This is a genomic window from Alteromonas sp. S015 (genome assembly GCF_036864485.1).
Classification (GTDB): domain Bacteria; phylum Pseudomonadota; class Gammaproteobacteria; order Enterobacterales; family Alteromonadaceae; genus Alteromonas.
Genome location: NZ_JAZETO010000006.1, coordinates 203,872 through 217,166, shown reverse-complemented (window position 1 = coordinate 217,166; position 13,295 = coordinate 203,872). Strand labels below are relative to the sequence as shown.

Genomic DNA, 13,295 nt, shown 5'->3' with positions numbered 1-13,295 from the left:
CATGATGGTTTCTTACGACAAAACACTCTCGGTATCACTGCAACAATTAGCCTCATTGGGAATGGGAGACCTAGCCAACCTTATTATCAAAGGCTTGCCGTCCCCCTGGAGTCTGATAAATACTAAAGTGGGCAGTGGGATTCAAGCGTACACCTGTATTGGAAATTTCATCGGCGCGACAAATCAAATTGCACTTGTATTGGGGGCTGATTGGACTGGGTTTCTGAACAAGATATCTCTTCAAGGGTATCCTGCTTTGAGGCAGCAGCCTCTTTCCACATCAATCATATCTGACCCGGATGGTTCTGATAATTTACAGGCGAATATTGAAAGCTCACTTCAGAATATGCGCTGTCTCAGTCAGTGGGCACAAAACCAACTGCACCCCGGAGCTAAATTACTACAGAGCCTTAAAATTCAGGATGCTCCTGCTCAGGTATCAACGGAAACGGTTAACTTTAACGGACCGTTGCAGTCTTTGTATATGAGTCTGCGGGAAGATATTTGGGATTTGATGCAAACCGCAGCTTCTTTTGTCGCTCCCGCCAACACAGAGTTAATGATTTGCGGGCAAGGCATAGGTGCTGCATTCGCACAACTTGCCGCTTATGACTTTAGACCTGACAAAGATAAAATAAGTATTAAATTTAAAGATATTAGACTTTACACCTACTCAACACCACTCAACGCCAGCACTAAATTTAAGGCACTGTTTGAGAAAAGTATTTCTGACGCCTGGGTTGTAAATGCTGGCATTAGCCCCGTGGTGGATTTTTTTCCTACCGAGCCGACAGTGGATGAGCAGGGCAATCCACTGGCACAATTGGGCACTAATATGCCTGTTGATGCAACGTTACCGCAATTCGACGCCCCATGGTGGGAGCGAAGCGGGCCATTTTACACTGATGTATTAAATACAGAAACGACGAGTCCTAACCCGGAAGGAGCTCATTCCACATCAGCCAATGGTTACGACGCGCAACTGTCGTATGTTCTTACGCAACTATGCGCAGCGGCAGCGAAGCGGGCGCAGCATCCTCAATCATCCGCCAACCTCCCTTCGTCCTGGTCCCTGGTAAAAGCCTTTCCAGAGTGTGATCCATGGGTCAGTGTCTTTCAGAGGCCCAGCCCTGGACTTTATGCTGTCGTGTTTCGCAGTGACATCTCTTATGCAGAGGTAATGAATAATCTAGCTAATTCGTTAGCCGCTGTGATTGATTGGTTGCCACGTATGGCTAGCGCCCATGGTGGGGCGTACAAAATATATAACGATATTCGTACAGATCTTAGGTCTTACCTTCAAGGCCTGAACTTGTCTGAGAACGAGTTAGTTGTTGCCGGTCACGGGCTTGGAGCGATGACAGCGATGGTCGCCTCTTTGGATCTGAATACGAACACACTTACTAACAGCACTAAAATCTACGCATATTGTTACGGAAGTCCCGCTGCATCAGGATGGGATTTGAAATTTAACTTCCCAGATTTGGTCGATAACGTTTTTCTGGTTAAACGGATACAGGATGTTATTCAGAAGGTTACCTGGAATAGCCTCTTAACCCGGTACGGTACAGAAATTACATTGAGTGGAACAACAGGGTTTGATGGCGTCTCTTTTCATTCCATCAATACCTATATTGCACTGCTGGATCCATCAGACTAAGAGAGCAATAGAATGACCACCAATACAATACCGTCATCAGAGATTGATCCGCTTCTACTTTCATTGGGTCAACTGGTAGGCATCATCAAGGTTTCTGATGGTTCAGTAGAGCTGCAGTCAGATTGGTTTTCAGACCCATTTACAGTCTCTCAGCAGACTATCAAAAATAATCCTGAGGCATTTGTAGCGACAATTACTCAGTTATTGGGAGAGGTGGGAGGTAACGCTCTTGGAATACCCGTTACCGATCCGGCATTATTGGGCACCTGGTACCCCCTTAATTTTAGCTCTACTAACAGTGGTCTGTATCTGGTCAGTTATCCTTCACCAGATAATGACGAGATACTTGTAATTGGCTTTGGGACCTTGGTGCAATGGCAGCATCCAGACAAAAAAGATTCAGACAATAATTTTACAGCCCCCTTTGAAAATGTATCTGATGATGCCAATCAAGTAGGTCCCGATTCTGTAAAAATACTAGCCTGGGGATTAATCCCTCTTGTGGAACTAGGTGCAGGAGAGTTTACGCTCGCGCTAGGTCAGAGAGGCAGGCCCTTCTCTATAGGGGCTTCTATTGAAGGTGGGGATAGTCAGCGGCTGTTTGATGGTGTAGATATCTCGTTGCAGGGTATTAAAACATCTGCCTCAATTGACCTTGGCAGCGCTAACCCTATCGACTTGTCTCTGGTATTTATGGATCTCAAGTTACCCAACGTATTAGAAGCGAGAGATATTTCATTGGTAGAGTTGGCAGCTCTATCCGATCAGGAAATATTGTCCACAGTTGCCTCCATAGCATTATCTGCATTAGCACAGACCGGTATCGACAAAGATAAACTTTCCTACGTATTACCTGTGTTTGGTCTGGCTAAGAATGTGCCAGATGTTGACGGAGAAGTGCCACTGCTAGATTGGGTGAGTATGGCCAAAGCTGCCTTGAACAATGGCAATCCGGTCTCTCCTATACTGGCGTGGTTTGCTTACTTAGTCGACGATAGTGAAGCCGGAAAAGCCTGGCTGACAGCCTTAGGGCACCTCATTGGTTCCGTAGCACCGAGTATCACTGGTACTGGAACGCGAAACGATCCCCTTGCTCTGACCTTAGCAAGTATCGATGAAGTCGGTAGCTTCCAGTTCACCCTTGGCTACCAGACCAACGCGCAGGGAACAAGGCAGTTCTATCCTGGCGTCGTATTTACAGCCCAGCCTCAGAGAATGGGGGGCTCTGACGATTATGTGCTGTTGATGAACGCGGCATTGGAACTGGGACAGATGAATCTCGATTTGAACGGTTCTCTCTCCTCTCAGCCCGACTCGTTACAGGGTGAAGCGGGGTTCGTCTTTCAACGAGGTAAGCCCGATGAGTTGCTGGTCGATATTGCTTCGCCAAAACTGTCAGTGGGTAATGTAAGAGCGGGTATAGCATTGGCTAATGGCATGCAACTACAGCCCGACTTTGAGCTGACAAATGTCACTACCGAGAACGGCAACTATGCCAGCTTAAACTTGCTAAACCTTGAGCAAATCGCTGAGGTTGGTGTTGATTCTCTGATTGCTGGGATCGTTAAAAAGCTTGAAGAGCTGTTGAGTATTCAAGGGCAGAGTAACGTTGCGTTCGGTACCTCAATTGGCACCATTATCGGGCTGGTCCCGCCTGCGTTACCTGATGGGGCTTCATGGCCTGCGACGCCTCCTTTGTCAAAAGACGGACTGTTGAAGTCTTTAGCGAACCCCATCGAAGCCATGACCGCTTACTACAGTAGCTTACTGAGTGAAAATGCAGGCGACAAATTAGCCTTTACTTACATGGTTGAGGCATTTGGTTCGTTATTGGCTGAGGCAGGAGGCCCAGCAATTAATGTTTCCGGTAGTGGAACCGAGTTATCACCCTGGAAAGTCAGTCTTGCTTCCAGCCCTATAAGTTTACTGATTTTTCAACAGGAAGGGCCCACTGGAACAAAAAACAAATTACTGACATTGGGGTTTGAGGTAAATCCTCCTTTAGAGTTTGCCGGACTGCCCACACTGGATCTTGATATAACTGTACATGCAGTGCGGCTTGGGATCGGAAATGTAGTTGACGCTAAATGGCTGCCAAAAGTGGGCGCTACTCTTGCTATAAATCAAACATTGGAATCGCCAACTATTGCAGGAGCTAAGATTACCGCTGATAGCGTTAGCATGGATGTCGGCTGGGGCAACGGGTCAGACTGGGTCTGGAACATGAAGGTTGAGAAGCCTTCCATTGTCATAGGTCAGGATAGCTTGTCACTTAACGAAAACCTGGAGTTCAGTGATACCGATCAACTAAACCGGTTAATGACGCAAAGTAACTTTGCCACTTTACTGGTTCGTGTGATGGGTCTATTTATTGCTAGAACCTCTCAACCATCAGCGCTGGCAATAGATGGCATCCTTGGATTGTTACCTGATCTGGGCGCGCATTTACCGTCTGAAATTAACTGGCCAGATGATATGCCAGTTCTGGCACCGAGTGATTTCAACGACCCCGTTGGTGTTCTACAAGCTCAACTGCAGGCTATAACGGCTGAACCTGCCAATCTAAAAGCCGCAACTACTCTCGCTGCTTGGGCAATAACAAATGGTCAGTCTGTTCCTGAAATAAGGGGGAATGGGAACCTTCCTCAGCCGTTACAAATGCCCCTTGGCTTTGCCTCGGGATTCAACTTGTTGATTTTCAGCGGGAGGTCAGACAGCCTTGGCCTCGGGTTAGGCCGGCCGTTCACCGCTGAGCCTGTTTTTGGTGTGCAGGTTGATACTGACATTCAATTGCTAGCTGGGGAAGTTCCCTTGGGAGACAGCAGCATAAGCGACCAAAACACCCCTTGTTTGCAAATGTCTGTTACCTTCACTTCCACTAACGGTAAGGTTACTACCTTTGACGGCAAAGATATAGATGGGCTGGTATTCAAGGTGGTTTTAGGTCTGGACAACGGACTAGTAGTAACACCCGAGACATTCCTCCTATCCGGTAGCGATCTGCTATCAATGGGCAGTCATGCCCAGGCCTATTTTGGCGCGCTGAACGATGCATTTGCTCATGTGATTAAAAACCTAGAAGGCAATGAAACCTTTGAAAATTCCTATACCCTTTTTGCAGATCTCGGTCTTGTATTAAAAGACAAGTCAGGCATATCCACCGAGGGATGGAATGCTTTATTTGCAAATCCGCTTAATTGGCTTACAAACGGTTTGGTCGAGGTTCTTAGCAATAAGGATAGCAGAGCTAATCTTTTCACGTTGATACAGCAAATGCTGGGTATCAAAGTGCCAGCTATTCCGGATCAAGTGTTGGACATTTTGTCCGCTCTGGGACTTCTGACAACCCGTTCACTTGGTTATGCTCCGGTGCCAGAAGCAATCATACAGTTAGCTTCTTCGCCAGTCAGCACTCTGACCAATGCATTTGAAGAATTGATGAATGACAGCGAAAAACTTCTGGTATTAACCAGCGCTATCGCTGGTTCGGATGAGGGAGAATTTGGACCGTTCAATTGGCAGATAGCGAACGGTAATCAAATCCAGATAAAAACAGCAGATTCCATTGCAGTAGGTTCGCTGGTGGAACTGACCGGTGTTGTTTCGATGAATCTGAGTAATAGAATTATCAGTGCCGGTGTTAACGTTTATGTGCCACAGGTACGGATGTCTTTTGTACCTGAAATTAACTGGCGCGTAGGCCAGTCACCTCAGACGTTGCCGCTGGAGGTTGATGTATTATGGGGAGATGGACAGGAGCCTTCTGCACCAGAGCTGACCCTCTACCCATTTGATCAACAAAAATTTATACAACAGGTTACGGCATTAGGACCGTACCAGACCGTTTCCAGTTTTGTGACGATGTTGTTGGACCAACACGTTATCAAACCTTACCCATTAGCGGCGGTATTAATGGAAGGGCTTGGGCTGTTGGTCAAACAGGGGGATCAACTGACCTTTAAGTCTCTGCTGGGGCTATTTGATAATCCTGTTGACTGGTTGTTATCGGGATCAGTATTTGGTTCAGACGGAACTCTGGACATCAGACGGCTTGCTACCTTGTTGAAAGACATACCAAATGTAACCGGAAATGGCATTACTGTCTCTCAGCTACCGGCAGGTCAGACGGGCGTTTCGGTAACCGGGCTACCCTATGGTGTACACCTGCATTTTGCGGTGGATGAGGTGGAACCGGATAATCTTAATTTTGTGACTTCTGTAACAGCATCTACGTCGATCTCTCAGGGGGTTGCTGATGTGACGTTGCATTCAGCCATAAGACTTAATCGCACCTTCCAGCCTGGCATTACCGGAAATATCAAAGTACTACAAAACACTACTCAGACCTACGCACAAACTGGATTTGACAAAGGCTTTAACCTGAGCATTGGACAGACCGATGGAGCTACTCTGCAATTGGTACCTTTTGCCGGTTGGCAAGCACTGATTGAAGCCGCCACCGCCATTGCAATTCAAGCACTGATCCAAAAAATCACCAGCCAAATACTCACTGAACTGGAAAACAGCAGTGCTAGTGACTTTGTCAAGCGCCTGCGAGTGGCTGGCGGCACAAACCAATTGGATGTTAAAGCGCTGGTAGACGAGCTTAGCCAGGCCCAGTCAACAGAAGATATTCTTGATAAAGCACTTTCCTGGTTAAATGTAAGATTGTCTGACGCCGGTGCAAGAGGCACCGCTCAGGCTATAACTACTTTATTGGACGGGCTTATTCCTGGCACAATTGCGCCTGAAAGTGGGTTGGTGAGTTGGGCGCCAAGTAATAAAATTCCAATCACTTTGCTAAGTGGCCGTGACGACAAAGGACTGTTGGGGTTCTGGGCTGAAATCGACTTCCCGGATACAGGATTACTGGATGTCACCTTGTCTCGTTCTGGTGTAGGTGTTGATCCAGCCAATAATTTTGATGTCAATTTCAGCTTTGGACTTGACCTTCAGGTACCGATAATTCTACAGAACAATGGACCAGCAATTCAGATGGCGTTTGATGCCAGCAATAACAGATTCAACATGCTGTTTGACCCTCAGCAGGACAATGGAAAAGCGTCTCAACTGAAGGTTGAGCTGTTACCTGAATTTTTTAAAGAGACAACACTTTCAGAGTGGTTGGTCAGCGTACTTAAATGGGTAGTGCCTCGTTACGGTTCGATAGTATTGCTGGACATAACTCAGGTTAAGAACTGGTTGGACAGCCAATTGGTTGACCAAGACAAAGCGCCGACACCGGCAGATCTGCTTGTGGGTAGCGGACTTATCGAGAAAGTACAAAGCAACTATGTACTGACCAGTATTGATGATCTGTTAAAGCTGACCCCACAGCGATTTATTGGAGGTTTTCTGTCAGCGTTGCTCGAAAACCCTATAAAAGTGCTGACCATTGGGAAAGATGGTGGAGTATGGCTAGATAAAAACTCAGAGCTCGGCTATGGCGTAAGGCTTAAGGCCAATGATATTACTGTCGATGCTCTGCCGAATGTTACCTTCCAGCTCGGGGCTGAAGAAAACCGTTGGATAGAAAAGAGTGGTGAATCAGGCGCTGAAACCCCGCAGCCAGGTTTAGCTGCTTACTTACCTATTTCTGATGCACCTGATTTCACACCGGACTTTGCGGGAATGTCCTTGGTGATGTCGAATGTTGGTCTGGATATACATGGTAAAAATCAGTCTCCATTGGTATCGATTTCGCGTTTTTCAATGGAGCGAATCAGCCCTAGAACGTTATTGCAAGTTACTTTTGACGATACCAGCAAGACTGTAATTGGTGGCAGTCTAGAATTTCATAACCTTGGTTGGGCACTGTCCCCTAATAGTTTACCGCAAACCTCTAAAGTTAATCCAGTGGCCGCAAACCTGCTGGGAAGTGGCAGTTCACCGGATTCTGAAAATCCACCCACTGACCCGACTTTCAGCGCAATTGCAGCTTATACCCACCCGGGGCAATTCTGGGCAGGGTTACAAAATGCCTCCGGCGATGTAGTTGATCAGGTAATCATCCCAATCCAGCAGTCTTTCGGTCCTCTGACTGTGCAGCAGATATCAGCCATGTGGAAAAACGCTGATACAAAACTTGGCGTTGGCTTTACCGGTGGATTGGATATCAGTGCACTGTCTATGACGGTCTTTGACTTGTCGGTGGGCGTGGACGTAAGCAACCCGTTGTCTCTCGATTCATATGATCTTGACCTCAGAGGGCTGGCGGTTACGTTTAATGCAGGTTCTGTCGACATCGCGGGAGGTCTGGTTAAGGTTGGTACAGGGCAGGATGTCCTCTACAATGGCGCCATCAACGTGAACATCGGACGGTTTGGTATTTCTGCAGTAGGTTCTTATGGACTGATGACGGATACCGTTACCAACAAAAAACATCCATCCTTCTTCGTTTTTGCTGCTAGCGGCTTTCCAATTGGAGGCCCTCCAGCTTTTTTCATAAAAGGTTTTTCAGGAGGTTTTGCCTACAATCGTTCATTGAAGTTACCACAACCGGATGCGGTCCAGAACTTCATCCTGGTAGAAGCTGCCAGTGACCCTGAAGCTATTTTTGGTGTTGATCCGACACCCAGCCAGGCTCTCAGTAAAATGTCTGAGGTCATTAGCCCAGAAGTGGGTTCTTATTGGATGGCTGCCGGACTGCACTTTACCAGTTACTCATTGATAGATACCACAGCGCTTGCTGTCGTTGAGTTCGGCAATAACCTTTCGGTATCCTTGCTGGGCGTGTCCACTATTAGCCAACCTCCGCTGGTCAAAGATCCTGGCAAAGCTTTGATGTTTGCGCAACTGGGTATAGTGATTACGGTCGATATCACCAAAGGCTCGCTGATTGCCCAGGCGCAATTGACGCCGGCCTCGTTCGTTTTAGACAAAAATTGTAAAATCAGCGGTGGATTCGTATTGGCTATCTGGTGGTCTCCGAATAAGCATTCCGGTGATTTCTGTCTTTCATTGGGGGGGTATAATGCGAACTATACACCGCCTGATTATTATCCTGTCGTTCCGCGGCTAAGGTTGCGTTGGCCGATAGCAGGAGCCAGTATACTAGGTGAAGCATATTTTGCTCTTACTCCCAATGCCGTGATGGCTGGTGGTAGACTGGAATTAGAATTCAAAGAAGGCCCGTTAAGAGCCTGGTTTAAATCCAATGCAGATTTTATTATCGCTTGGAAGCCATTCTATTATGATGTAGACATTTCCATCAGTATCGGGGCGGCTTTAACTACTAAATTGTTGGGTACTACCATCACCCTGAAAGCTGAATTAGGTGCAGCCTTGCACCTATGGGGGCCGCCAACCGCAGGTATAGTCACTGTCAACTGGTATGTGATTTCATTCAGTATTCCCATTGGTGATCAGAATCCGAATTTGGACAACAAACCGCTCGGCTCATGGGATGAATTTGCCAAAAACTTCCTGCCACCACCTACAAAGCCAGACACTAAAAAGTTAGTTAATGCTTCGACCGAAAAACAAGAGGTGCTGAAGCTACAAATCTCCAAAGGCTTAATTGAAGGAGAAGCCAATACTGATGTATGGACCATGCAACGAATTGGCTTTGAGTTACGGGCGGATTCGGCGGTACCAGGGACCAAAGCTATTGCGGGCAACCTGAGGCCGTTAAACTGTGACGCTAAATTGGGCGTGCGCCCTATGGATGTTTCAACACTGACATCCGAATTAACCTTCATACTGACTTCACAGGGCACTAATGTCACCATAGACAGCTCTACCTTCGATATCAATGCTTACAATGCAAACAGCCCAATGGGCTTGTGGGCTACTACGCAACTGAAAACCAAAACTGCACCCGCCACTAACACCGTAATACCGGATACGATGACGAGCGTTGCTATTATCGGCCAGCGTTATAAGTATTCTGGTGAACTGGGTCCTGCAAATTTGTCTGTGTTTAATACTGAAAAGCTTTGTGATATGAACCTTCCATTATCACTGAATGTGCCTTTCTCCTCTGAAGAACCGTTACCGCAGATAAACCCAATCCATACTGTAATGACCACTGTTATGGAAAAAGGGGTAGTACAGTTGCGAAATGATATTCTAGCTGCATTGCAGCAACGTAAATTACACGCGCCTTTAAATCCCGACTTGTATGTTATGTCTAGTCAGGGGAGCAACATTTTCCAGGCTCCGCCAGTTTTGGCGAAACTGGGACAGACCCTTGCCCAATCTTCAACCAGTGTCTTGACCCGTTCCTTGCGATCTACGGCTGATGTTGTTGCACCACAATCTTTATCAGCTCCGGTATGTTTGGGAGGGGCTCGTCGATATGCCGGTAGATTGAGAGTCGACGGGAATGGGCGAATCGCTCGCCGGCCAACAACCGCCAATTGGGTTAATGCGCAAAGTATGGGGGTTAACCCAAGCCTTAGACGTGGAAGCGTTGCGTTGTATTCCATCGACGCCAATGCTCCTCATACAGTTGATGTCAGTGGTGAGTTAGGCGTTAGAGTGATCGGTTTTGATGAGCGACAAGAGCCAGCCTGTATTATCCAGCATTCAACAGAAGACCAGATGAAGATCGAGTTGCCTGACGGTTTAGAGCATGCAGCGGTTTGCGGCGCAGATAACTATTCTAGTATTGCCGGGTGGCAAATTGGTAGCAAACTAGTGAGAGTCAATCCTCGTTACTTACTAGGAGATGATTGCTTGGTTAAACCCCAGGCCATTATTCGAAGTTCGCGTGTTAATGAAAATGATATTTGCTGTGCGGAACACATGTTGTCGGAAAATCAACTGGAATACGCAGAAGGACGCAAGCAGGGCTGGGTTACAACTTGGCTTCCTGAACATCATGATAGGGCGTGTGTACTGCTAGGTTGCGATGCAGATGGCGTGGAGTACGCGGTCGTGGAAAAAAATGAAAATGGAAAACTACGTCGCCGCCAACTGAACCCGTTGTTGTCTCACGAAAGCAGTCTAGCGTGTCAGACTGCCAATTTTGATATTTCAGGCTTGGCTTTGGATGGTTGGGTACGCTTGATGGTTCGCGCAACAAAAGAAAATCAACTGAATGGCGTTATCAGTTATAGCGGAAACAGTGGTATGAATGCAGAAGGTACCTCAAAAGACGAAGTGAGGTGTCTCGGGCAAGATGCTCACTGCCTAAAAAGGCCAGTTAACGTTAACGTGCGATTGGTACAGCAAGGAGGTTGAAAAATGAGTAATACTGTAGGTCCTCAAAGTGGTCTGCTATCAGGCGAAATAACGTTTTATGACTCAAGTCAAGCCCCCCTCAAGTCGGCGAGTTATGAGTTAACAGTAACCCAAAGTATAGATATTGGGCCTGAAGGCGATAATCCTCCGGATTACACGGCAACACAGTCGTTGGAAGTAACAGCGTCTCGATTCAGCATTCAACCTAACGATTTACAGTCGGTGTACCCTCCCGGAAATCACGCCGGCAATTTTGCCGAGGTATTACCCCACGTTGTGTTAACTCAGGATTTACCTTGGGCAAGGCCAATTGTGCCGGACGATATTACAGACAATACTCCCTGGTTGGCATTGTTAGTAGTGCATGATTCTGAAAAAGAAAAAATTAAAGGCCCTGTCACAGAAACAGTTGCTACCCTAGTTAACCCCTCAAACAACACAGTTGTTCCCGATCTTCCCAATTTAACTTCTGAAGAAGAGAAAACGCAGGTCCAATTAATGCAGGTAGACTTAACATTTTTTAAAGCAATTGCACCTTCTCTATCTGATTTGCCATTTTTAACCCATGTCCGCAAAGTCGATACCACTGACAAGGTTACCGGACTGGCTAACGGAATGTGGTCAATGGTTGTGGCGAATCGGCTACCTGCGTCTTCTGAGGATTCGGCACATACAAACACCGTCTATCTGGTGTCACTTGAAGGACACAGCCAACATTTAGCAGGTTCTTCAGTCAGTGGTGATATGATTAATCTCGCAGTGTTGGCTCAATGGCAGTTTACAGTTTCGTCTTTTCCGGGAGACTTTCTCAGTCTGTTACAAAACATCAGAAAAACTGACCAGAACCAGGTGTTGCGAATGCCCTCTGAATCGGTAGCCGGTGATTCTTATGCCCAGAAAGCAGCAGAAGAAGCCATCAGTCTCGGATTTGTCCCGACACAAACTCGGTTACTGGAAGGCGAGCAGACCACTGCATGGTTGAGGGGCGTGCTGACGCCCTGGCCTAATAGGGAAGACCCACTGGAAACCAGTTACAGCGTTTCCGACCATGCTATTCGATATAATCCTGAAAATGGAATGTTTGATTTCACTTATGCTTCTGCCTGGCAAATTGGACGGCTATTGGCTTTATCAGATTCTAATTTCGTAAATCAGATGCAAATCTGGCGACAACAGCAAACACTTGAGCAGCAATCTAGGATGGAAGCCAGCATGGTAGGACACCAGCTAAAGGCAACTAATCTGGCCCCGGAGCAGAGTTTGCAAAGTTCTCCTGCCAGTAGTGCAGCTCATATGCTCAATCTATGTTTGTGTGATGTAACTGTGCCTCAAATAAATCAACGTCGCATGCGGGCTTGTAAAAACAGTGCAGACCATCTTCCAGATAAGGAAAAGGTGCAGAGTGCTGTTGCTGAGGGTGCTGACCCGCTTGAGTATATTATGGCTCAGTTGGGCTTTTATGAAGGAAAAGAATGATGAAGAGTTGGAAGTCCAGGGAAATAGCAGCTCAGCAGTTAGTGAAACAGGCCAACAACAGTAGTGCGGAAGATATTCCTATTCCGATACAAGCCTGGCTTTCAAGGCTTTACCTGCTATACGGTGTGCCTTTTGAATATCTGGTCCCCGATTATCGCATGCTGCCTTTCGAATCAATTCGTTGGTCGTTTATGGACATTAACTGGCTGGAACGAGCGATGGATGGTGCATTATCGATAGGACGAACAGGGTCAATTAAACTGTTATCTGATATCAATCAGCAGAAAAGCCTGACTAAGATTGTGCATGGAGAAGCCCAGAAACTACGTAGCCAGCTACGTCAGGTGGAGGTGCCAGATCAGGTTAGTGATGGTGGTGTGGTAACAGTCATGTTGATTCGTTCTTCACTGGTGGGCGGGTATCCAGGTATGGAGGTGATTGGTTTGGACGCTTCTGGAAAAAAAATTAATCTGCTTCGAATGGATCCTCTGGCCAAAGATGTGTTGTTAGTTATTTTCGAAGACCTGCCAGCTGAAGTGAAGTTAATTGAACCTTCTGAAGGCATTCATTTTGGCATCAGAAACGATACTGGTATTCCTGGTTGCCAAGGTGGCACCGCAGACGGTGCTTATACCTTTGTCAGAAGCCTTCAAGCAGGCAAAATTGGTGCTCAAATCGAGCAAAGCAGTACAGCCGTGCGCTCACAGGTGTTTTTTCGTAATGACGACGCAACTACAGGTGTATTAGACATCCAGCGAAGTCTTGCTGAATTAAAATGCTGGCTGAATAAAACTGATGACTGGCCGCATAATGTGGACTTGTCGGCAGCAGATTTTGCCGTGGAAATGATCAGGAGTCCAGGATTGCAGGTGTTTAAGCCAGCGTCAAACTTTCCCTCTGATGAAGGAGAGAACCAATGAATTCCGCTTTGTGGTCAGGTCCGCGGTTACTGGTGCCGATGACCGTTGATGCA

Annotated in this window: 4 protein-coding genes; all 4 read left to right on the top strand. The window is 46.9% G+C overall.

Going from position 1 to position 13,295, the window contains the following annotated elements; all coding sequences use genetic code 11:
- The first annotated feature begins 1 nt into the window (after position 1).
- The 4 genes from V7R42_RS12975 to V7R42_RS12960 are packed head-to-tail and all read left to right on the top strand — an operon-like array spanning position 2 to position 13,242.
- Positions 2-1,660, top strand: a complete 1,659-nt coding sequence (locus tag V7R42_RS12975) for a lipase family protein (protein WP_334020697.1) — start codon at positions 2-4, stop codon at positions 1,658-1,660.
- A gap of 12 nt (positions 1,661-1,672) precedes the next feature.
- Complete coding sequence (locus V7R42_RS12970; RefSeq protein WP_334020695.1) at positions 1,673-10,846, top strand: DUF6603 domain-containing protein; 9,174 nt, start codon at positions 1,673-1,675, stop codon at positions 10,844-10,846.
- Between the two features lie 3 nt (positions 10,847-10,849).
- The gene (locus tag V7R42_RS12965; protein ID WP_334020693.1) at positions 10,850-12,322 is read left to right on the top strand and encodes a hypothetical protein; all 1,473 of its coding nucleotides are present in this window, start codon (positions 10,850-10,852) and stop codon (positions 12,320-12,322) included.
- Positions 12,319-13,242: a hypothetical protein gene (locus V7R42_RS12960; protein ID WP_334020691.1), complete on the top strand. Its 924-nt coding sequence runs from the start codon at positions 12,319-12,321 to the stop codon at positions 13,240-13,242. Before V7R42_RS12965 ends, V7R42_RS12960 begins: the two co-directional genes overlap by 4 nt.
- The last annotated feature ends 53 nt before the right edge of the window (positions 13,243-13,295 follow it).

Coding starts and splice junctions, on each gene's coding strand:
- V7R42_RS12975 (WP_334020697.1), top strand. CDS start 2: ATGATGGTTTCTTACGACAAAACACTCTCGGTATCACTGCAACAATTA.
- V7R42_RS12970 (WP_334020695.1), top strand. CDS start 1,673: ATGACCACCAATACAATACCGTCATCAGAGATTGATCCGCTTCTACTT.
- V7R42_RS12965 (WP_334020693.1), top strand. CDS start 10,850: ATGAGTAATACTGTAGGTCCTCAAAGTGGTCTGCTATCAGGCGAAATA.
- V7R42_RS12960 (WP_334020691.1), top strand. CDS start 12,319: ATGATGAAGAGTTGGAAGTCCAGGGAAATAGCAGCTCAGCAGTTAGTG.